The following is a 21,917-nucleotide window of genomic DNA, read 5'->3' on the forward strand; positions in this document are numbered from 1 at the left end:
ACTCGATGGGGTTCGGCGCGGGGTCAGGCGTCCCGGTGAGCGGGGCCGGAGGCCGTTACCGTGAACGACTGCGGCGCCGTGAAACCCGCGTCGGCGAAGGCCGCCTCGATCGCCGAGGCGACCGCGTCTGCGACCCCGGCCGGGACGATCGCGATGCAGGAGCCGCCGAAGCCGCCGCCGGTCATGCGCGCGCCGAGCGCACCGTGGGCGCGGGCCGTCTCGGTGGCGACGTCGAGTTCCTCGCACGAGACCTCGTAGTCGTCCCGCAGGGAGGCGTGCGACGCGTCGAAGAGCCGCCCGACCTCAGCCAGGTCGTCCGCCTCGAGGGCGCGAACCGCCGCCTCGACCCGCTCGATCTCCGTGACGACGTGGCGCACGCGCCGGCGCACCTCGTCGGAGTCGAGGCGACCCAGCGCGTCGTCGAGCTCCGAAGGGTCGATCTCGCGCAGGGTGTCGACCCCCAGCTCGCGGGCAGCCTGCTCGCACGCCTCACGGCGTGCGGCGTACTGGCCGTCGACGAGGGCGTGCTCGGCGCGGGTGTCGGTGACGAGCAGCACGTGGCCCGCGCCGCCGAGGTCGAACGGCACCTGACGCGTGTCGCCCGAACGGCAGTCGAGCAGCAGTGCGGACCGCTCGTCGCACAGCAGCGACGCCGACTGGTCCATGCCACCCGTCGGCGCGCCGGCGATGGTGTTCTCCGCCTCGACGCAGCGCGCGGCGAGGCGGGCCCGACCCTCCGCGGACTCGAGCAGGCCCAGCGCGAAGAGGTCGCTCGCGGCGGCGGCGACGGCGCACTCGAGTGCAGCGGAGCTGGACAACCCTGCCCCTAGGGGCACGGTCGAGTCGACGAGCACGTCGAGGCCGCCGACCGTCAGGCCGTCCTTCGCCAGGGCCCACAGCACGCCCGCGACGTACGCGCTCCAGCCGCCGGGCCGCTCTGGGGAGATCTCGCCGAGCGACACCTCGACGAGCCCCTCCTGCTGCGCGGAGGCCATCCGGAGGACGCTGTCGTCGCGAGGGGACACCGCGGCATACGTCCGCTGCGGCAAGGCGATCGGCAGGCAGAGGCCACCGTTGTAGTCGGTGTGCTCGCCGATGAGGTTGACCCGGCCGGGTGCCGACCACACCCCGGTCGGGGCCGCGCCGAACGTGCGCTCGAAGTCGGCGGTGAGCCGGTCGATCACGACGCGACCTCGCGCAACCGGGCGGCTGCGCGTTCGGGCGCGACGTCGTTGACCCAGCCGCCGACGCCCGACTCGGAGCCGGCGAGGTACTTCAGGCGCCCTGGCCCGCGCAGCACCGACATCAGCTGCAGGTGAAGCCGCGACACGTCACGGCCGGTCTTGGCGGGGGCCTGCTGCCAGGCGGCGATGTAGGGCAGCTTGACGGGTGACCCGTCCTCGGCCACGTAGTAGCGGTCGAGGCGCCCGAGCAGGTCGCGGTAGATGACGGCCAGCTCGGCACGCTCGTCGTCGTCGAGGGCGACGAGGTCGGGCACGTCGCGGTGCGGGGCCAGGTGCACCTCGACGGGCCAGCGCGCAGCGAAGGGGACGTATGCCGTCCAGTGCGTCCCCGAGACGACCACCCGCGAGCCCTCGGCCCGCTCCGCCGCGAGGATGTCGGCGCCGAGCAGTCGGCCGGTGCGCTCGTGGTGGCGGCGGGCCGCCTCGAGCAGCGCCTTGGTGCGGTCCGGCACGTAGGGGTAGGCGTAGATCTGGCCGTGGGGGTGGGGGAGAGTCACGCCGATCTCCTTGCCGCGGTTCTCGAACGCGAACACGTGCTCGACCTCGGGGATGGCGCCCAGGGCCTCGGTGCGCTGCGCCCAGGTGTCGATGACCGTGCGCACGCGGTCGACAGGCAGGTCCTTGAAGGAGGCCTCGTGGTCGCTCGTGAAGCAGACGACCTCGCAGCGTCCCAGGGCAGGGCGCGTCCCGAAGATGCCGGAGGGGTCGGGCACGTCGTCCCCGAGGGAGGTGACGGCATACGACGGGAAGCGGTTCTCGAAGACGACCACCTGGTAGTCGCTCTCGGGGATCTCCGACGGCACCGAGCCGTGGCCGGCGGGGCAGAGCGGGCACTCGTCCTTCGGCGGCATGAAGGTGCGGTGCTGGCGGTGCGCGGCCACCGCGACCCAGTCGTCGACGAGGGCGTCGTGGCGCACCTCGCCCGACTGCACGCGCGGCTCGACGGGACGCTGGTCCTCTGCGGTGCGCTCGGCGGTGCCGGGGTCGTCGACGTAGATGATCTCGCGTCCGTCGGCGAGGTGCCGCGTCGTCATGCGGCTGCTGGTGCTGCTCGGTGTGCGGCTCGGACTGGTCATGAGGCCTCCACGGTCTCGAGGGAGCCGACCAGGTCGCGCAGGGTCTCGCGGGCCCGGCCGGGGAGTCCGACGTCGGTGACGAACAGGTCGACCTCGGCGAGGTCGGCGAAGGTGCTGAGGCCCACGGTTCCCCACTTCGAGGAGTCGGCGAGGACGCAGACGTGGCGGGCGGACGCGACGAGCGCACGATTGGTCTCGGACTCGACGAGGTTGGGAGTGGTCAGGCCGCTGCGCTCGTCGACGCCGTGGGCGCCGAGAAAGAGGAGGTCGACGTGGAGCGCACGCAGGGCGGCGACGGCGACGGGCCCGACGAGTGCGTCGGACGGGGTGCGCACCCCACCGGTGAGGATGACGGTCTGGCCGGGGGCGCCGTTTTCGTGCAGCAGCTGCGCCACCGGCACGGAGTTGGTGACGACGGTCAGCTGCGGCACGTCCTTGACGGCGCGGGCGAGCTCGTACGTCGTGGTGCCGGCCGAGATGCCGATGGCGCTGCCGGCCTCGACGCGGCGCGCCGCGGCCCTCGCGATCGCCTGCTTCTGGGCCAGCTGCAGCAACGACTTGGCGGAGAAGCCCGGCTCCTCGCTGCTGCGAGAGTCGCCCAACGCGAGAGCGCCGCCGTGGACGCGTTCGAGGAGGCCGTCGCTCGACAGCCGCTCGATGTCGCGGCGGATCGTCATGTCGGAGACGCCGAGACGCTCGACGAGGTCGGAGACCTTGACGGCTCCTGACTCCTCGACGAGCTCGAGGATGACCGAGCGTCGTTGGCTGGCAAGCATGCTCACTCCTGCCTGATGACGGCGGTGGCTCCGGCGGCGAGCCGGACTGAGCCGTCGACGGCGGCGTCCGTGACGAGGTCGTACCCACTGGCCCCCACGTTCTGCTCCGACTCGGTGTGGTTGAGCAGGAAGAGCCAGGAGCGCGTGCCGTCGCTGCGCCGGGTTGCCTCGACGCCAAGCGGAAGAGCCGCCACGGCGGGCTCGACGGCGGCGGCGGACAGGACGTCGTCGAGAAGCAACCCGAGCGTGGCGTCGTCGGGCAGCGTGCTGAGGTACCAGGCAGCTCCGGAGGCTGCGCCGTCGACGGGGCGACGCGTGATGGCCGGGCGACCCGCGAGGGGGCCGGCGGCGTACGTGGTCAGCACCTCAGTGCCCGGCAGGGTGGTCACGTCCTCACTCCACCACGTGCCCGCGCCGTCGGCGAGGGCGACCTCGGCCCCGGGGCCGAGGGGGAAGAACTCCTCGACGCGGACGCCGAGCAGGTCGCGGAACGCGCCAGGGTAGCCGCCGAGGCGCACGTGGTCGTTCTCGTCGCTGATGCCGGAGAAGTACGTGACGACGACCTGGGCGCCGGCCTCGGCGGCAGCGGCGACTGCCGCGGCGTGGGCATCGGTGACGAGGTAGAGCTGCGGCACGACGACGACGGAGTATGCCGTGAGGTCGGCCGAGGGGTGCACGACGTCGCAGGTGACGCCGCGGTCGTGGAGCAGCCGGTGAACCGTGTGCGCCGCCTGCTGGGCGTCGAGCTCGGAGCTCGGCATGCACGGACCCTCCGCGGCCCAGATCGCCTGGTAGTCATGGAGGATCGCAACCTGCGCGTCGACACGGCTGCCGACGACCTCGCCGAGGCGGCCGGCGATGCGACCGAGCTCCTCGACCTCTCGGAAGCGGGCGCTGTCGGCCCCGGCGTGCGGCACCACGGCGCTGTGGAACTTCTCCGACCCGGCCCGCGACTGGCGCCACTGGAACCAGGCGATCGTGTCGGCACCGCGGGCGACGTGGGCGAGTGCGTCGCGGATCGTCTGGCCCGGGGCCTTGGCGTGGTTGGTCGGCTGCCAGTTGACCGCGCTCGTCGAGTGCTCCATCAGCATCCACGGCGCGCCACCGGCGAGACCGCGGGTGAGGTCACCGCTGTAGGCGAGCTCGGAGCGCGGGTGCTCGAGCGTGTCGACGATGTAGTGGTCGGTGCTGACGACGTCGACCGTGGGAGTCCACTGCGAGTAGTCGAGGTGCCGGAAGTGCTGCAGGGTCATGAAGTTCGTCGTCACCGGGACCCCGGGCGACAGCTCGTCGAGGACGGCTCGCTCGGCCCGCATGAAGTCGAGGAGTGCATCGGAGGAGAAGCGCTTGTAGTCGAGCACGTGCGTGGGGTTGTTGAACGTCGTCGAACGGCGCGGCGGGAGCACCTGGTCCCATGCGGTGTAGCGCTGGCTCCAGAAGGCGGTTGCCCACGCGTCGTTCATGGCGTCGAGGCTCGTGTAGCGGCGCTCGAGCCAGGTGCGGAAGTGGCGGGTGCACTCGTCGCAATAGCACGGCAGGTTGTGGCACGCGTACTCGTTGGAGACGTGCCACATCGCGAGGGCCGGGTGATCGTGGTACCTCGTCGCCATCTGCCGGGTGAGGGCGAGGGCGTACTCGCGGAAGACGGGAGAGGTGGGGCACCAGGCCTGCCGGCTGCCGGGCCACAGCGTGTGGCCGTCGACGTCGACGGGGAGGATCTCGGGGTGCGCGGCCGAGAGCCACGGCGGCGGGGTGGCGGTGGCCGTCGCGAGGTCGACGGCGACACCGCCGGCGTGCAGCTTGTCCATGATGGTGTCGAGCCATTCGAACTCGTACTCGCCCTTGGCCGGCTCGAGCCAGCTCCACGAGAAGATCCCGAGGCTGACGAACGAGATGTTCGCGCGCTGCATGAGCTCCACGTCCTCGTCCCACACGGAGCGGGGCCACTGCTCGGGGTTGTAGTCGCCACCGAGTGCCAGGGTCTTCGTCGGCCATGAGCGCATGGCACACAGCGTGTCTGGCCGCGACGGCCGATGTCAACATTTTCAAACATGCGACCGCTCGCGTCGGTTGGTCGGTCCCAACAGCTGGGACCGACTCTCGCCGAGCAGCCCCGCAGGCTGCGCGACGGCGTTGTCTGAAACCGTGAATGGCTTTACAACGGTGTAAAACTGCGGGTCGAGCGATGCGCCCGGGTCTCGGTTGCGTCTCGGAGGCTGTGACCCTCACCAGAGCCCTTGACAGGCGGTGGTGCACGTGGACATTCTCTGTTTGTTGTTGGAGGTTTTTGGTGGGCGATGTTCGAATACGTCGCCTCGTCACGTCCAACACTTCCCGGCACAGCGTCAAAGGAGACCGCAATGACCCGCCCCACGAGCGAGGCCGAATACCTCGCGCGCATGGTTCCCCCCTCCGTCCGCGGCGTCGACCGTCGGACCTTGCTGCGCGGCGCGCTCGGCGTCGGCGCCCTCCTCGGAGCAGGTGGCCTCGCGGCCTGTGGCAACGGTGGCACCAGCAGTCAGGGCGTCCCGACCGGCGCCGTCACCGGCACGGTGACCGTCGGGTCCAACCAGTCCGACGCCGTCCCGAAGGCGGCCGTCCAGGCGTACATGGACGCGTTCTCCAAGGCGAACGCCGGCACGACGGTCAAGATCAACACCGTCGACCACAACACCTTCCAGGAGAACATCAACAACTACCTCCAGGGCTCTCCCGACGACGTGTTCACCTGGTTCGCCGGGTACCGCATGCAGTTCTTCGCCCAGAAGGGCCTCGTCGGAGACCTCTCCGACGTGTGGTCCAACATGCAGGGCATGAGCGACGCCATGAAGAAGGCGTCGACGGCCGCGGACGGCAAGCAGTACTTCGTGCCGATCACCAACTACCCGTGGGCGATCTTCTACCGCAAGAGCGTGTTCCAGCAGAAGGGCTACGAGGTCCCCAAGACCCTCGACGACCTCAACGCCCTCGGCGCGAAGATGAAGAAGGACGGCCTCGACCCGATCGCCTTCGGTGACAAGGACGGATGGCCCGCCATGGGCACCTTCGACCAGCTCAACCTGCGCGTCAACGGCTACGACTTCCACGTGAGCCTGATGGCCGGCAAGGAGGCCTGGACCGACCCCAAGGTCAAGAAGGTCTTCGACACGTGGGCCGGGCTCCTCCCGATCCACCAGGCCGACTCGCTCGGACGCACCTGGCAGGAGGCGGCGCAGTCGCTCCAGCAGAAGAAGTCCGGCATGTACCTCCTCGGGTCGTTCGTCGCACAGCAGTTCACCAAGGGCGCCGAGCAGGACGACCTCGACTTCTTCACCTTCCCCGAGGTCGACTCGACGATCGGCACCGACGCCATCGAGGCGCCCATCGACGGCTACATGATGAGCGCCCGTCCGAAGAACGAGGCTGCTGCCAAGAAGTTGCTCCAGTACATCTCGCAGCCCGAGGCGCAGCTGCTCGCCCTCAAGGCCGACCCCAGCGTCATCGCCACCAACGACAAGGCCGACACGAGCGGCTACACGGCCCTGCAGAAGAAGTCCGTCGAGTTCGTGAAGTCGGCCAAGTCGATCGCCCAGTTCATGGACCGCGACACGCGCCCCGACTTCGCCTCGACCGTGATGATCCCCGCGATCCAGGACTTCATCAAGAACCCGAAGGACATCGACGGCCTCCTCACGAAGATCGAGGCCCAGAAGAAGAGCATCTTCACGTCCTGAGAGGCACCGCCATGGCGACCACCAGAAAGTACAAGGGGATCGACCAGCTCTCAGGACGCGACAAGATCGTCGTCGCCCTGATGGTGGTCGTGCCCACCCTCATCGTCCTGTGGCTCGTCTGGCTCCCGGCGATCGGCTCGGTCCTGCTCTCGTTCACCAACTGGGACGGGATCGGGCCGCTCTCCGGCATCAAGTCGGTCGGGCTGAAGAACTACGAGGACATCGCGACGATCTACCCCCCGTTCTGGCCGGCGATCCAGCACAACCTCATCTGGCTGGCGGTGATGTTCTTCATCGCGACGCCGCTCGGCATGCTCTTCGCCGTGCTCATCGACCGCGGGGCCGTCGGCAGCCGCTTCTACCAGACGAGCATCTACCTGCCGGTGGTGCTGTCGCTGGCGCTCATCGGCTTCGTCTGGCAGCTGATCTACTCGCGTGACCAGGGTCTGCTCAACGCCATCACGCACGGCTCGACCGACTGGTACGGCGACCCGGACGTCAACCTCTGGGCCGCCCTCGTGGCGGCCAGCTGGCGACACGCGGGCTACATCATGCTGCTGTACCTGGCCGGTCTCAAGGGCGTCGACCCGTCACTGCGCGAGGCGGCGAAGGTCGACGGTGCGAGCGAGACGACCACGTTCTTCAGGGTCGTGCTGCCCGTCATGCGCCCGATCAACATCATCGTGCTCGTCGTCACCTTCATCGAGTCGCTGCGTGCCTTCGACCTCGTCTGGGTGATCAACAAGGGCCGTAACGGCCTGGAGCTCATCTCGACCCTCGTCACGCAGAACGTCGTCGGCGAGGCGAGCCGCATCGGCTTCGGGTCGGCCCTCGCGACGATCATGCTGCTCATCTCGAGCGTGCTCGTCTTCGTCTACCTGCGCATCGCCATGAAGGAGGACTGAGATGTCCGACCAGACACTGACGTCCAACCCGGTCGACCCGGTGCACGCGCGTGAACAGGCGCTGCTCAGGCCGCGCGAGGGTGGCGCCCGTTCGGGTCGCCGCTGGCTCCTGCCCGTCGTCCTGACGATCGTCTCGCTGATCTGGCTGTTCCCCCTGCTGCTGGCGCTGGTCAACTCGTTCCGCGACTACGCCTACACGGCCAAGAACGGCTACATCTCCTGGGGCGGCTTCACGCTCGACAACTACAAGAACGCCTGGGAGCAGGCCGACTTCGGGCTGCACTTCTGGAACTCCGCGATCATCACGGTCCCGGCCGTGCTCCTCACGCTGTTCCTTTCGTCCTGCGTCGCCTTCGTCGTCGCCCGCTTCTCGTGGAAGCTCAACGTGGCCCTGCTCGGCTTCTTCATGGCTGCGAACCTGCTTCCGCCGCAGGCGCTGCTCATCCCGGTCTACCGGATGTTCCGGGCGATCGAGGTGCCGTTCTGGTTCAGCGAGTCAGGCACCTTGCTCAACAGCTTCCAGGGCCTCATCCTCGTGAACGTGGCCTTCCAGACCGGGTTCTGCGCCTTCGTGCTCAGCAACTACATGAAGGCGCTGCCCAAAGAGCTCTACGAGTCGGCCGTCATCGACGGGGCGAGCGTGACGCGCCAGTTCTTCCAGATCACGTTGCCCCTCTGCCGTCCGGCGCTCGCGGCGCTCGCGGTGCTCCAGACGACGTGGGTCTACAACGAGTTCTTCTGGGCCACGGTGCTGCTCCAGCAAGGTGACAAGTTCCCGGTGACGAGCTCGCTCAACAACCTCCGGGGCCAGTTCTTCACCGACAACAACCTCGTGGCGGCAGGGTCGATGATCGTCGCGATCCCGACGCTCGTGATCTTCTTCGTGCTCCAACGACACTTCGTCGCCGGCCTGACTCTCGGCGCGACCAAGGGATGACGTGACCGACCAGACCACACGCACTGCACCGTCCATCGTCCACATCGAGTCCGCCGGGACCGCGCTCGTGCTCGAGCCGCGCCCCGGCGGCTCGGGGCTGCCCGAGGTCGTGCACTGGGGCCCGGCCCTGCCGGGAGGCGCGAGCACGTATGCCGCCCTGGCTGCGGTCACGACAGCCCCGGCCCCGCCGAGTGCGCTCGACGAGCCCTGGCCGCTCACGCTCCTCCCGGGCGAAGCCGACGGCTGGTCGGGCACGCCCGGCTGGGCAGGTCACCGAGCCGGCGGCGCCGGTGCGGTGCGCTGGGAGGACGTGACCTGCGAGGCCGAGGGCGCCACGGCGATCACGCGCGCGAGCTCAGCGGACGGCATACGGCTCGAGCTGCGGCACGCGCTCGACGAGCACGGGGTGCTGCGCGTGGACGCGTCGGTGACGAGCACCTCGGGCGACGCGGCACCGCTCGACGTCTCGGCGCTGCGCGCGATGTTGCCCCTTCCCCTGCGTGCCGACGAGGTGCTCGACCTCACCGGGCGCTGGTGCCGGGAACGCTCGCCGCAGCGCAGCCGGCTCGACCACGGCACCCACCTGCGTGCCAGCCGCCGAGGCCGCACCGGCCACGACGCGACCCTGCTGATGATGGCCGGCACGGCCGGCTTCAGCTGGCGCCAGGGCGAGGTCTGGGCGGTGCACACGGCGTGGAGCGGCAACCACGAGCACCTCGTCGAGGCACTGCCCGAGGGCGCGGGACGCCACCACGCGGTCCTCGGCGGCGGCGAGCTGCTCGCGCCCGGCGAGGTGCGACTCGCGACGGGGGAGACGTATGCCGCCCCGACGGTCGTGTTCGTCCACTCCACCGAGGGCCTCGACGGGCTCACTCGCCGTCTCCACCGCAGCCTGAGGGCGCGGGCCGGGCACCCGTCGCGGCCGCGACCGGTCGTGCTCAACACGTGGGAGGCCGTCTACTTCGACACCGACCTCGACCAGCTGAAAGCCTTGGCCGACAAGGCTGCTCGCATCGGCGTCGAGCGCTTCGTCCTCGACGACGGCTGGTTCGGCGGCCGCCGCCACGACCGCGCCGGGCTCGGCGACTGGGTCGTGTCGCGCGACGTCTGGCCGGACGGCATGGCTCCGCTCGTCGACCACGTCAAGGGCCTCGGTCTCGAGTTCGGCCTGTGGTTCGAGCCCGAGATGGTCAACGACGACAGCGACCTCGTGCGCGAGCACCCGGAGTGGGTGCTGGGTCCGGCCGCCGGCTCGCCTCGCGAGTGGCGCTGGCAGCAGCTGCTCGACCTGACGAACGACGCCGCATACGCCCAGCTTCTCGAGCGCATCAGTGCGCTCGTCGCGGAGTACGGCATCGACTACATCAAGTGGGACCACAACCGCGACCTCCTCGAGGCCGTGCACACCGTCGACCGCGGGGATGCCCGGCGGGTCGACGCCCCCGCGGTCCACGCGCACACGCTCGCCTTCTACCGGCTGCTCGACGACCTGCGAGGCCGCCACCCCGACCTCGAGATCGAGTCGTGCAGCAGCGGCGGCGCACGCGTCGACCTCGAGGTGCTCGACCACACCGACCGCATCTGGACGAGCGACTGCAACGACGCACTCGAGCGGGCCAGCATCCAGCGCTGGACGAGCCTGCTCGTGCCGGCCGAGCTGATGGGAACCCACATCGGTCCGGCGAGCGCGCACACGACGCACCGCACCGTCGACCTCGGCTTCCGCATGCTCATGGCGCTCCAGGGCCACCCCGGCCTCGAGTGGGACCTCACGACGTGCTCCGACGACGAGCTCGAGGCGCTGACCCGGTGGACGGCGCTGGCCCGAGAGCTGCGGCCCCTGCTGCACTCGGGGGACCTGGTGCGCAGCGAGACCCCCGACGGGACGCTGCAGGTGACCGGCACCGTCGACGCGGAGCAGGGGCGGGCGGCGTACACCGTCGCCCGGCTCGTGACGGGACGCGATGCCGTGACGGGATCGGTGCCCCTGCCCGGTCTCGACCCGACGAGGACGTATGCCGTCCGAGTCCGTCCCGAGGCCGGCCTCCCGGCCGTCGTGCAGAACACCTACCCGGCCTGGTGGGAGCGTGCGCTCGACGGCGACGGGCTCGTCGTGCCCGGTGCGGTGCTGACCGGGGTGGGTCTGCCCGTTCCCGTCATCGGCCCCGCCCAGGGCTACCTCCTCGACGTCCGCGCCCGCTGACGCCGGGAGGGCGTCACGTCGCGCAGTCGCGGCAGGTGCCGAGCAGGGCGGCATGCCCGGTGTCGAGCACGAATCCGAGGTCGGCGCGCAGCTGCTCGGCCACCGCGTCGAAGGCGTCGGGCGGGACGTCGAGCACCTTGCCGCAGACGTGGCACTGCACGTGCGCGTGCTGCTCGGAGTGCTCGTGGGCCGCGCCGTGCCTCGCGTGCTCGGTGGTCGGCCCGGCGCTCAGGTGGTAGACGGTCGCCGCGCCGCCGAGGTGCACGTGCGAGAGCACCCCGGAGTCGACGAGCGACGTCAGCGTGCGGTAGACGGTGGCGCGGTGCACGGCCGGCTCGAGGTCGGCCACGCGGGCTCCGATGTCGTCGGCGGTGAGGTGCTCGTCGCTGCGGTCGGCGGCGTCGACCACCCGCAGGACGGCATACCTCGCAGGGGTGAGACGCTCGCCGGCCGCCCGCAGCCGCTCGACGGCGTGCTCGACGCGCGCGCTCTCGGGTGGGTTCGTCACGGGGACATCCTCGCCCATGGCAGCAGGTCGGGGCCGACGCGCATCGTCACGGCTCGCCACCGCCACTGCGCAGGAACGCCAGCACCGCCAGCACCCTGCGGTTGGTCGTGTTGTCGTCGGACTCGAGCGGCAGCTTGGTGAAGATCGCCGCGATGTGGGCCTCGACGGTGCGGGGTGAGAGGAACAGCCGCTCGCCGATGCCGACGTTGGACCGGCCCTCGGCCATGAGGGCCAGCACGTCACGCTCGCGCTCGGTCAACGGGTCGAGCACGGACGACTGGCGCTGGGTGGTGCTCATCAGCCGGTCGACGACCTCGGGGTCGACGACCGTGCCGCCGCGCGCCACGGCCTGGAGGCCCTCGACGAGGGAGTCGACGTCGTCGACCCGGTCCTTGAGCAGGTAGCCGAGGCCCGCCGACCCGTCCCGGAAGAGCTGCTGCGCCCAGGTCGACTCCACGTAGGTGCTGAGCACGAGCACTCCGACGTCCGGGCGCGCGGCCCGCGTGGCGAGTGCCGCGCGGATTCCCTCGTCGCTGTGGTCGGGCGGCAGGCGTACGTCCTGGACCACCACGTGCGGTCGGTGACGGGCGATCGCCTCGGGCAGCCGGGTTGCGTCGGGCAGCTCGGCGACGACCTCGAGTCCGCAGGCGCTCAGCAGCCCGGCCAGACCGCTGCGGAACAGGGCCGAGTCGTCGACGAGGACGACGCGCAGCGGGGACCCCACCGGCGCCGTCATCGGTCGCGCACCTCGTCGAGCGGGATCTGGGCGACGAGCTCGCTGCCGTGCCGGTCGGGATGCTCGCTGCACGGGTCGCTGTGGACCACGAGCGAGCCACGCAGGGCGGTGAGCCGGTCGCGCAGCCCCACGAGACCGCCACCCGGGGCGAGCCGTGCGCCGCCGGTGCCGTCGTCGGCGATCGTCACGACGAGCGCGCCCTCCCGCTGACGGATCCCGACGCGTACGTCGGTGGCGCCCGCGTGCTTCGCCGCGTTGGCGAGCGCCTCGGCGGTGGCGAAGTAGGCGGCCGCCTCGACCGCGGCACTCGGCCGGTGTGCGGCTGTCGCCGCGTCGACGTCGAGCTCGACCCGGAACGGGGCCGCCTCGCGCAGCGTGTGGATCGCGGGGACGAGCCCGCCCTGGGCGAGCGCCGCAGGATGGATGCCGCGGGCCAGCCGCCGTAGCTCGGCCAGCGCGTCACGCAGCTGGTGGCGTGCCTCGCCGACGATGTGGCGCGCCTCCACCGCCTCGACGAGGTCGGCGCGGGCGAGCAGGGCCGCGACCGCGAGGAACTGCTGCTGGGCCCCGTCGTGGAGGTTGCGTTCCATGCGGCGGCGCTCGTCGAGGGTGGCGCTGACGATGCGGGCGTTGGCCTCGGTGAGGGCGGCGAGGTTGGCGCGGAGCTCGGCGTTGAGCCGCGTGTTCTCGAGCCCCACCCGCGACGCCTCCAGCGCCGACCGCAGCAGGGCTTCGTCGCCGATCGCCTTGGGGTTGTAGTCGACCCGGATCAGGGCGCGACCGGAGTCGTCGGTCACGACCGCGCGCGACCGGGCGCTGGACGGGCCGTGGGCGGGGAGCGTGCTCGGTTCTTCGGGCAGGCCCACGACGAGCGACGGGTCGGTGAGGGCGCTGCGCAGGGCCGACTGGAGCTCCAGCGAGTCGCCGGAGCGGGCGGCTGCGACGACACGCTCGGCGATGACCGTCCCGGCCGTGCGGCGCCGGAGGAGGTCGGCGAGCAGCGCGACCGGGATCATGGCCGCGCTGAGGTCGCGGGCGAGGGCCGCGTTGAGGTCGGGCACCATCCGCGCCCAGTACGCCTGGTCGAACGCGGCGGCGAACGAGCAGATCGCGGTGACGACGGCGAGCGGTGCGATGGACTGGCGGTTCAGGCCGATGGAGCTCGCGGCGCGCCACATGAGGACGACTCCGGTCAGCACGAGCAGGGCCGCCGTCGCCCCGCGGCCGACCCGGACGAAGACGACGTCGTGCCACACGGGGTCGAGGGCTGCGGTCGGGAACCCGTCGGGCCGGTGGAAGCCGTCCTTGACGGATCCCGACGTGAACATCGCCCCCGCCCGGCTGACGAGGCTCACGGCGAGCATCGAGACCACGATGGCCCGATCGCGGCTGCGCAGCCGCTCGCGCGGGTAGCGCAGCACGAGGGCGACGGCGGCCGCCAGGTAGACGGGCTCGAGGAGGAAGCCGAGCCACGACAGCCCGTGTGCGGCGTAGTGCGGGTCGTTGAGGTCGCCGGGGACGATCGCCCAGGCGACGAGCAGGCAGGCCCACCCGTTGATGCGAGGGAGGCCCGACGACAGCAGGGTGAGACCGATGACGACGAACGACAGCGTCGTCAGCCAGGTGATCGCGACGGCCGGCGCCTCGGTGGACAGCCGGGGGGCCGAGGTGGCGATCTTGACGACGAGGGCCGTGGTGCCGAAGAGGACCGCCCGGGTCGGGGTCAGGCGCAAGTACACGAGCGATTCTCCCGCGCGGTGCATCGCAGGGCCACCGAGTTCCGGCAACGTCCTGGGCCTCGGTCGCTGCCTGCATCCCGCGGGTGCGGTCACTGCACGACCTCGTCGTCGTCTGCCAACGCATACGCACGGAAGGCACGGTCCACGAGGTGGTGCCCGAGCTCGCGATACGCCTCGAAGTCGAACTCGTCGAACATCTCGAACCGCTGGAGCGTGGAGGGGAAGTCGGGGTTGCGCAGTCGGTAGGACCTGAGGTCCCACGACGCGTCCCGGGGGAGGACGCACCGGATGTAGAGGATCTTCGTCACCGTGTCGCAGTCGGCGTACCTGGCCGTGCCCACGACGTGGCTCTCGAGAGGGTTTTCACGTCCGCCCCGAAACAGCGGGGTGGGGTTGAGCCTGATCGTGACCTGGTCGTCCATCCGGGCTGTCGCGATGACGTCACCGAGTACGGGGAACTGGTCCTCCTCGTCCCCCGTCCCGTCGAGCACGATGACGGCCCGGGGGCGCCGGCGCAGGCACTCGGCCAGCCCGAGGTTGTCGTAGTGGCCCCCGTCGGTGACGTAGAGGTAGGGGTAGTGGATGGAGACGCGACCGTAGGCCTCGTTGACCACGTTGAGGGCGGTCGGTCGGTCGAACCGGCGGTTGAGCAGCGCCTGCACACCCGAGAGGCGTTCTCCCGCTCGACGCCCCGGGACGGTGGGCGGGGTCCGCTGGGGGTACTTCGGGTTGTGGACCCAGACGCCGAGCCGGATGTTGGCGAAGGCGAGCAGCAGGCGGTAGGCGCCGATGCGTTTGCTCTCGCGTCCGGCAGTGGGCGCCACCGCCGCGCCGGAGATGGCAGCAGCCATGGCGACGCCGAGCCGCGCCTCGGGCTTGTCGGAGGAAGCGAGCCGGTAGGCGTAGCGGTCTCCCCGCACGAGGGCGGACCCGCCGGGCAGCTCGCTCTGGGTCAGGCCGACCTGCTCACCGAGCACGAAGGGGGTGCCCCCGCGACCGCTCGGCATCACGTCGCCCTCCTGGACGTTCGCCGTGGCCACGAGCGTGAGCCCCGGCCACCAGTCCTTGCTGTCGGGGCTGGGGCGTCCGCCCGTCGCCACCTCGGCGAGACGGATCTCGCGACGGGGCTGGTGGGCGAGGCCGGTTCCGTGGTCGAGGTAGGCGTACCGCAGTCGGTCTCGGTAGAAGCGATGGACCGTGGACCACCCCGACGAGCCGGTGAGCCGGAGGACGACGAGCGTGAGCACGGCCAGCACGAACCACCAGACCTGGTGCTGATGCCCGAAGGCAGCGGTGGAGAACCACGCAGCCATGACCGAGGTCACCGCGACGACGATCGCGATGAAGATGAGGACCGCGAGCAACGGGGCCACCGCCTGCCGGAAGGCCTCGAGCACCTTCCCGGCGTTCGACTCGGCGGGCTTGGCTACCATCCCCTTGACCATGCTCGAGACGAGCCCGCCGAGGGTGCCGAGGCTCGCCACGGCGGTCGCCCAGATCTGGAGGGTGCCGAGAGCGTCGGTGCCGGGTTGGCCCGGGGGCGCGACCACGAAGCCGTTGTGGAGCTGCACGGTCGCCCACGGCATGACCACGCAGAAGCCGAGGACCGCGAAGGCGAGCGCGAGCAGGCGCGAGGGCACGTTGCTGAACGACGACCTCGACAGCGCGGCCGGCGCCCCGACCAACACCTCGTACATCCTTCGGCCGGCCGCGTACGAGGTGAACTTCTGCACCCGTTCGGTGAGCGAGGGCAGCGAGATCGCAACCGCGATCAGCACGACGACGCCGAACGGCACCAGCAGGGCCCTGCTCCCGACCCACTCAGGGAAGGAGAGCTGCCAGGTGTTGCAGGCGGCCGGCAGGCCCTTGTCGTCGCACTTCGGGGGGCCGCCTGCCCGGCTGACCATGCCCGTGGTCACGAGGTACTGCCCCAGCAGCCACGCGACGATCACGACCGCAGTGCCCAGGATGAGCGTGCTCAGGGCGATGCCGGCGAGCAGCGCCACCCCGAGATCGAACCGGGTGCGCCCCGGCTGGCCGATGTAGTTGGTGCGTCGGCGCAGCTCGTAGAGCTCGGTGCTTCCCTGCCCGAAGGGTGTCCGGGTGCGGCCGCGTCCGTCGAGCCCGAGGCGATGGCGCATCACGGCGAAGGCGGAGGCCGCGTAACCGCCTCCACTCACGGCGACGACCGTGTGCGCGCGTTGGTAAGCGCCACCTTCGTGCAGCCGCTGCAGCCCGCCGAGACAGAACGAGGCCGACTTGATGCCACCCCCGGAGCAGCAGATGAGCAGGTCGCCCTCCCCGGGCCGGGACGGTCCCTCCTCGGGGCCGATGAAGGCGGGGGCGGTGGCCAGGCCGCTCACCTCTCGCCGACGGACCCCGTAGTTGGCGGCGGCGAGCGCCGTCAGCACCAGCAGGCCGATCCCGGTCGGCGAGCCGAGGAAGCGCCAGACCAGCTCGCCCGTGCCGATGATCATCTGCCAGGAGGGGTGGGACGCCGTCCTGAAGATGAAGTCGACGAGCACCACGAGGACCGCCACGGCCGCGATGGCGAGCAGCGTGAGGGCCTGCTCGACCCGGATCACCGCGCCCTCCTCGACGAAGGACAGGTCGAGGTCCTGCTCCGGTTGCCCGTTGGTCATGTCACCCTCCCGGCTCGGGCCCCCGCCCCCCTCGTCCTCGCCGCGCGTGCCCTGCGTGCCACGCGGCGAGGACCCCTTGAAAAGAGTGTTGCGCCGCCGGGCACCCGCGCATCGGGGTTTTCCCGCAAAGGGCGTCGGTCGCACCGGCCCGCGCCCGCGAGACCCGGCGCGGCGGCATACGGCAGACTCTCCTCCGTGCGTGCACTCACCAAGCTGACCGCAGGCCCCGGCCTGGAGCTCGTCGACCGTCCCGAGCCCGCGTGCGGGCCCGCCGACGTCAAGATCCGCGTGATGCGGGCCGGCATCTGCGGCACCGACCTTCACCTGGCTGGCTGGGACGACTGGGCCGAGTCGGTCGTGAAACCGCCGCTCGTCATCGGCCACGAGTTCTACGGCGAGGTGGTCGAGGTCGGCGAGGACGTCACCGACGTGAAGGTCGGCGACCGTGCCTCCGGCGAGGGCCACATCGTGTGCGGCACGTGCCGCAACTGCCGCGCGGGCCGGCGCCACCTGTGCATCCGCACGCAGGGCATCGGCGTCAACCGCGACGGCGCGTTCGCCGACTACGTCGTCATCCCGGCGAGCAACGCCTGGGTGCAGCCGGCCGACCTCGACCCCGACCTCGGTGCCGTCTTCGACCCCCTCGGCAACGCGACCCACACGGCGCTGCAGTGGCCGATGGTCGGCGAGGACGTCGTCATCACCGGCGGCGGCCCCATCGGTGTCATGGCGGCCGCGATCGCACGTCACGCCGGCGCCCGCTACGTCGTCGTCAGCGACGCGAGCGACTACCGCCTCTCGCTCGCCGAGGCCGCGGGAGCCGACCTGACGATCAACGTCACCCGCGAGAGCCTCGCCGACGCGCAGCACCACCTCGGCATGAAGGAGGGCTTCGACATCGGCCTCGAGATGTCGGGCGCTGCACCTGCCGTGACCGACCTCATCGCCAACATGAACCACGGCGGCCGCATCGCCCTGCTGGGTCTGCCGCACCAGTCCTACGACCTCGACTGGGGCAAGGTGATCACCCACATGATCACGCTCAAGGGCATCTACGGTCGCGAGATGTACGACACCTGGTACGCCATGTCGCAGATGATCGCGACGTCCGAGCGCTTCCGCGGCGCCGTCGCCCAGGTCATCACGCACCGCTTCGAGGCCGAGCAGTGGGAGGAGGCCTTCGAGACCGCGCGGTCCGGCCAGTGCGGCAAGGTCGTCCTCGACTGGAGCTGAAGGGCTTTCGTATGCCGTCCGGTGCCGACCCGAGTCCCCGTCCCCGTCCGCTCGTCCTCCTGCACGGGCTGGGCCAGTCGCCCATCGCGTGGCAGGACTTCGTGTCGGCCTTCGGCGCCGGGCGCCCGATGAACGCCCCGTGGATGCGTGGGCTCAAGCCCAAGGACCCAGTCGGTTTCGACCTCGCGGCCGCGGCTGCGGGTGTCGCCGACGAGCTCGAGCTGCAGGGCGTCAAGCAGGCCGACTTCGTCGGCGTCTCGGTCGGTGCGAGCGTCGCGCTGCGCCTCGCCGTCGAGCGGCCGGAGCTGGTCGGGCGCCTCGTGCTCGCAGGCGCGCTCGTGCGTCCGTCGAAGGGCGCCCTGCGGATGCAGCGGCTCGCGATGCGCCTCGTGCCCGAGAGCAAGCTCGTCGACGCGGGCGTCTCGCGCCCGCGGATGCTCGCGGTGCTCGAGTCGCTGCGTGGCTTCGACGGCACCGAGTCCCTGCGCCAGGTCACGGCGCCGACCCTCGTCGTGGCCGGGTCCAAGGACAAGGCGGGTGTCACTGCGGCCCAACACCTCTCGCAGCAGCTGCCCACCGCGCGGCTGCACGTCGTCGACGGCGCCGGCCCGCTGCTCAACACCGAGTCGGCGCGCGAGCTGGCCGACCTCACCCACGCGTTCCTCGACGAGCCCGACGCCTGAGCGACGCCTCGACGTGACGGCGGGCGGCGCGTCAGCAGAGGTTGATGCCGCCGGCGTCGAGCAGCTTCGCGACGACCTTCTCGTCCGTGACGGCCGGCACCAGCCAGTCCTTGCCGGCCACGGACTTGACCCCGGTCTTGCACTCGAGCGTGCTGACCCTGCGGTCGAGCTGCACGGCCTCGTCGTAGAAGGCGGCCTCGAGCGGCTTGCCCTTCGACGTGCACGTGATCCTGTGCTCCGCCAGCGAGCCCGAGGAGTCGCCGCTCGACGGGCAGACGAGCTCGGCCACGACGGCCCAGCCGGGGTGGGCCGCGGCCTCGGGCGACTGGCTCGGGGAGCTGCCACCGCAGGCGGCCAGGGCGAGCACGCAGGCCGCCGCGGCGCAGGTGGGAGTCAGACGTCGGAGCACGAGGAGGTTCCCTGAGGGTGGGGGACGGGGGGAGGTGCCGGGCGGGGTCGCCGCGCCGAAAACCCGATCAACTCTAGTCCTGCTGCCCGCACGACCCCCAGTGGAAACAGCCGGTCTGAGCGTGGCGAGTGACAGAGTCAACACATGGCCCGACTCCTCTACACGACCATCGCCTCCCTCGACGGCTACGTGGCCGACGCCGCGGGCAGCTTCGAGTGGGCAGCTCCGGACGCCGAGGTGCACGCCTTCGTCAACGACCTCGAGCGTGACGTCGGCACCTACCTGTGCGGCCGCCGTCTCTTCGAGGTGATGGCCTACTGGGAGACAGCACCCACCGACGGTGACGGCATCGAGCACGACTACGCGCGCATCTGGCAGGCGGCCGACAAGGTCGTCTACTCCCGCACGCTGACCGAGGTGACGTCGGGCCGCACCACTCTCGAACGTGACTTCGACCCTGTCGCGGCCGGTAGGTTCGTGGCAGGCGCCGAGCGCGACGTCAGCGTCGGCGGCCCGACGCTCGCCGCCGCGGCGCTGCGCGCCGGCATCGTCGACGAGCTGGCCCTGTTCAGGGTGCCGGTCGTGGTGGGTGGCGGCACGTCGAGCCTGCCCGACGGCATACGCCTCGACCTCGAGCTGCTCGACTCGCGCCGCTTCGCCGGTGGGACGACGTACGCGAGGTATGCCGTCAGGCGGTGACGGGACCTACCGTGCCCCGGCCGTCACCGTGCTGCCACGACGACCAGCGCCGCACGTCGACCCGCACCAGCGGACCGTCGGGGCGGTCGGTGGCGTACTGCGGGTACTTCGCGGCGAGGTCGTCGAGCACGGCGGCAGTGCCGGGCGAGCCACCCTCCACGACGGTCGCCCGGCCGTCCGCCCTCACCCACCAGAGCCGGGTCCAGTCGTCGTCGTAGTGGTCGACGAGGAGGCTGACCTCCGGGTTGCCCCGGATGTTGCGCAGCCGCGTCAGGTCCCGGGTCGACTTCGGCTTCTGGTCGACGGCGCTCCAGAGCCCGTCGTCCCGCACGACGAAGACGACGGGCACGAGGTGGGGTGCGCCGCCCGGGTCCACGGTCGCGAGCCTGGCCACCCGGGCTCCCGAGAACATCGCCCGCTCGTCCATCGCACCATTCTGGGCGGCATACGCTGGGTGGCGCCACACGCCACCCGCCATCCGACCCCACCCGCGAAGGACACCGATGTACGGCTCAGTGAAGGACGAGATCACCGCGACGCTGCAGGAGATCCGAGACGCCGGCCTCTACAAGAGCGAGCGTGAGCTGACGTCGCCCCAGTCGGCGCACGTGACGACGCTCAAGGCAGACGCGCTCAACTTCTGCGCCAACAACTACCTCGGTCTCGCCAACGACCCGGGTGTCGTGGAGGCCTCGAAGAAGGCACTCGACGAGTGGGGCTTCGGGATGGCCTCGGTGCGTTTCATCTGCGGCACCCAGACCCTCCACACGGCGCTCGAGGCGAGGATCAGCGAGTTCCTCGGCACGGAGGCGACGATCCTCTACTCGTCCTGCTTCGACGCCAACGGCGGTGTCTTCGAGGTGCTCTTCGGCGCCGAGGACGCCATCATCAGCGACGAGCTGAACCACGCCTCGATCATCGACGGCGTGCGCCTCAGCAAGGCGATGCGCTACCGCTACAAGAACGCGGACATGACCGACCTGCGCACCCAGCTCGAGGCAGCCAGGACGGCCCGCGCCAAGCGCACCGTCGTCGTCACCGACGGCGTCTTCTCGATGGACGGGTCCTACGCCCCACTCGACGAGATCTGCGACCTGGCAGAGGAGTTCGGCGCGATGGTCTTCGTCGACGACTCCCACGCGGTCGGCTTCGTCGGCGACGGCGGCCGTGGCACGCCGGAGCTCTTCGGCGTCATGGACCGCGTCGACATCGTCACGGGCACGCTGGGCAAGGCCCTCGGTGGCGCGTCGGGTGGCTATGTCGCGAGCCATCGCGAGATCGTCGAGCTGCTGCGCCAGCGCTCGCGCCCCTACCTCTTCAGCAACTCGGTCGCCCCTGCCGTCGCCGCAGGCTCGATGGCGGCGCTCGAGCTCGTCGAGGGCTCGGCCGAGAAGCGCGAGACGCTCAAGGCCAACACGGAGCTGTTCCACACGCTGATGACCGAGGCCGGGTTCGAGCTGCTGCCGGGCACCCACCCGATCCGCCCGGTCATGTTCCCCGGTGAGGACGGTGCCCGCCGGGCCGCGCAGATCGCCGACCACATGCTGGGCAACGGCGTCTACGTCATCGCCTTCAGCTTTCCGGTCGTGCCGCGCGGCAAGGCGCGCATCCGGGTGCAGCTCTCGGCGGGCCACTCCGAGGCCGACGTACGCGCGTGCGTCGACGCCTTCGTCGCGGCGCGCGACGCCGTCGGGTGATCCAGCGCACGCGTCGCGGCTTCTGGTGAGCGCAGGGGCTCTTTGTCAGCGACAGACCACTGACAAAGAGCTCCTACCGCTCACGAAGTGACCGAGCAGGTCTAGACCGGCGGGTCGGCCGGAAGGTCCCGCAGCCACGGCCTCGACAAGGTGAAGCGGCGCCCCGAGATCTCGTCGACCTTGATGGCGACGACGACGGTCTTGGGTGTGCCCACCCACGGCCGCACCGGGAGGCGCTCGGCGACGTAGGCCGCCTGGCCCTCGAGGATGTGGGCCCGGCCCCGGCAGATCACGCTCGTCGCGTGGTCACCCGAGACCTCGTCGACCTCGAAGGCCACGTCGCTGTTGGACGTCACCCCGAAGAGCTTGCTGCCCTCCGCCGTCATGAAGACGAGGCGCTCGCCGTCGACCGCGTAGTTGATCGGGACGATGTGCACCTCGCCCACGAGGTGGAAGGCCAGCCGCCCGAACTCGCGCTCGCGCAGGAAGCCCCACGACTGCTCGGGATGCAGCTCCTGGACCATGTTGCTGAACGGGTCGGTGTGCATGGTGTCGGGCATGGTGGCCTCCTCCGGGTCGCATCGGGCGAGAGCTCGACTACTACGAATTGTAGGAGGTCTCGGGGCGCCGTGCCCATCGTCGTGGCGAGGATCGCGTCACACGAGCGGGTTCCCGTACGTCGTCCCCGCCCGCAGACCGCCGTGCGCTTGACTGGGG

Annotated in this window: 19 protein-coding genes; 8 read left to right on the forward strand and 11 right to left on the reverse strand. The window is 70.9% G+C overall.

Features of this window, described 5'->3' with window-relative positions; all coding sequences use genetic code 11:
• Positions 1-23: 23 nt before the first annotated feature.
• The 4 genes from galK to AB4091_RS19615 are packed head-to-tail and all read right to left on the reverse strand — an operon-like array spanning position 24 to position 5,099.
• Positions 24-1,181, reverse strand: coding sequence for a galactokinase (gene galK / locus AB4091_RS19600; RefSeq protein ID WP_442294330.1), 1,158 nt, complete (start codon positions 1,179-1,181; stop codon positions 24-26).
• Positions 1,181-2,320: a galactose-1-phosphate uridylyltransferase gene (galT, locus tag AB4091_RS19605; RefSeq protein ID WP_442294139.1), complete on the reverse strand. Its 1,140-nt coding sequence runs from the start codon at positions 2,318-2,320 to the stop codon at positions 1,181-1,183. The genes galK and galT overlap by 1 nt, the downstream gene beginning before the upstream one ends.
• Positions 2,317-3,096, reverse strand: a complete 780-nt coding sequence (locus tag AB4091_RS19610) for a DeoR/GlpR family DNA-binding transcription regulator (protein ID WP_442294141.1) — start codon at positions 3,094-3,096, stop codon at positions 2,317-2,319. The genes galT and AB4091_RS19610 overlap by 4 nt, the downstream gene beginning before the upstream one ends.
• A 2-nt stretch (positions 3,097-3,098) precedes the next feature.
• The gene (locus tag AB4091_RS19615; protein WP_442294143.1) at positions 3,099-5,099 is read right to left on the reverse strand and encodes a beta-galactosidase; all 2,001 of its coding nucleotides are present in this window, start codon (positions 5,097-5,099) and stop codon (positions 3,099-3,101) included.
• A 357-nt stretch (positions 5,100-5,456) separates the two neighbouring features.
• Between AB4091_RS19615 and AB4091_RS19620 the strand changes: the two genes are divergently transcribed.
• The 4 genes from AB4091_RS19620 to AB4091_RS19635 are packed head-to-tail and all read left to right on the forward strand — an operon-like array spanning position 5,457 to position 10,854.
• Positions 5,457-6,809 carry an ABC transporter substrate-binding protein gene (locus AB4091_RS19620; RefSeq protein ID WP_442294145.1) on the forward strand — a complete coding sequence of 451 codons (1,353 nt, stop codon included), beginning with the start codon at positions 5,457-5,459 and terminating at the stop codon, positions 6,807-6,809.
• A gap of 11 nt (positions 6,810-6,820) precedes the next feature.
• Positions 6,821-7,714, forward strand: coding sequence for a carbohydrate ABC transporter permease (locus tag AB4091_RS19625; RefSeq protein ID WP_442294147.1), 894 nt, complete (start codon positions 6,821-6,823; stop codon positions 7,712-7,714).
• Position 7,715: 1 nt separating this feature from the next.
• A complete protein-coding gene (locus AB4091_RS19630) occupies positions 7,716-8,651 on the forward strand; it encodes a carbohydrate ABC transporter permease (protein ID WP_442294149.1) in 936 nt (311 codons plus the stop codon).
• 1 nt (position 8,652) lies between these two features.
• Positions 8,653-10,854, forward strand: a complete 2,202-nt coding sequence (locus AB4091_RS19635; protein ID WP_442294151.1) for an alpha-galactosidase — start codon at positions 8,653-8,655, stop codon at positions 10,852-10,854.
• Positions 10,855-10,867: 13 nt separating this feature from the next.
• Here AB4091_RS19635 and AB4091_RS19640 read toward each other — a convergent pair whose 3' ends face one another.
• From AB4091_RS19640 to AB4091_RS19655, 4 genes are all read right to left on the reverse strand, one after another.
• Complete coding sequence (locus AB4091_RS19640) at positions 10,868-11,362, reverse strand: Fur family transcriptional regulator (RefSeq protein ID WP_442294153.1); 495 nt, start codon at positions 11,360-11,362, stop codon at positions 10,868-10,870.
• Positions 11,363-11,408: 46 nt separating this feature from the next.
• On the reverse strand, positions 11,409-12,098 hold the full coding sequence (locus tag AB4091_RS19645) for a response regulator transcription factor (RefSeq protein WP_442294155.1): 690 nt from the start codon (positions 12,096-12,098) through the stop codon (positions 11,409-11,411).
• Positions 12,095-13,837: a sensor histidine kinase gene (locus tag AB4091_RS19650; RefSeq protein ID WP_442294157.1), complete on the reverse strand. Its 1,743-nt coding sequence runs from the start codon at positions 13,835-13,837 to the stop codon at positions 12,095-12,097. Before AB4091_RS19650 ends, AB4091_RS19645 begins: the two co-directional genes overlap by 4 nt.
• Before the next feature lie 89 nt (positions 13,838-13,926).
• Complete coding sequence (locus tag AB4091_RS19655; protein WP_442294159.1) at positions 13,927-16,479, reverse strand: hypothetical protein; 2,553 nt, start codon at positions 16,477-16,479, stop codon at positions 13,927-13,929.
• A 195-nt stretch (positions 16,480-16,674) separates the two neighbouring features.
• Between AB4091_RS19655 and tdh the strand changes: the two genes are divergently transcribed.
• Positions 16,675-17,712: an L-threonine 3-dehydrogenase gene (tdh, locus tag AB4091_RS19660; RefSeq protein ID WP_442294161.1), complete on the forward strand. Its 1,038-nt coding sequence runs from the start codon at positions 16,675-16,677 to the stop codon at positions 17,710-17,712.
• 11 nt (positions 17,713-17,723) lie between these two features.
• The gene (locus AB4091_RS19665; RefSeq protein ID WP_442294163.1) at positions 17,724-18,395 is read left to right on the forward strand and encodes an alpha/beta fold hydrolase; all 672 of its coding nucleotides are present in this window, start codon (positions 17,724-17,726) and stop codon (positions 18,393-18,395) included.
• A gap of 31 nt (positions 18,396-18,426) precedes the next feature.
• Here AB4091_RS19665 and AB4091_RS19670 read toward each other — a convergent pair whose 3' ends face one another.
• Positions 18,427-18,804, reverse strand: coding sequence for a hypothetical protein (locus AB4091_RS19670; protein ID WP_442294165.1), 378 nt, complete (start codon positions 18,802-18,804; stop codon positions 18,427-18,429).
• Between the two features lie 144 nt (positions 18,805-18,948).
• Between AB4091_RS19670 and AB4091_RS19675 the strand changes: the two genes are divergently transcribed.
• Positions 18,949-19,503, forward strand: coding sequence for a dihydrofolate reductase family protein (locus tag AB4091_RS19675; protein WP_442294167.1), 555 nt, complete (start codon positions 18,949-18,951; stop codon positions 19,501-19,503).
• Here AB4091_RS19675 and AB4091_RS19680 read toward each other — a convergent pair.
• A complete protein-coding gene (locus AB4091_RS19680) occupies positions 19,493-19,930 on the reverse strand; it encodes a TIGR03668 family PPOX class F420-dependent oxidoreductase (RefSeq protein ID WP_442294169.1) in 438 nt (145 codons plus the stop codon). The genes AB4091_RS19675 and AB4091_RS19680 overlap by 11 nt on opposite strands.
• 76 nt (positions 19,931-20,006) lie before the next feature.
• Between AB4091_RS19680 and AB4091_RS19685 the strand changes: the two genes are divergently transcribed.
• The gene (locus tag AB4091_RS19685) at positions 20,007-21,200 is read left to right on the forward strand and encodes a glycine C-acetyltransferase (RefSeq protein ID WP_442294171.1); all 1,194 of its coding nucleotides are present in this window, start codon (positions 20,007-20,009) and stop codon (positions 21,198-21,200) included.
• A gap of 101 nt (positions 21,201-21,301) precedes the next feature.
• Here AB4091_RS19685 and AB4091_RS19690 read toward each other — a convergent pair whose 3' ends face one another.
• A complete protein-coding gene (locus AB4091_RS19690; protein ID WP_442294173.1) occupies positions 21,302-21,760 on the reverse strand; it encodes a pyridoxamine 5'-phosphate oxidase family protein in 459 nt (152 codons plus the stop codon).
• Positions 21,761-21,917: the final 157 nt, after the last annotated feature.

It is taken from the genome of Terrabacter sp. 2RAF25 (assembly GCF_052115265.1).
GTDB lineage: Bacteria > Actinomycetota > Actinomycetes > Actinomycetales > Dermatophilaceae > Terrabacter.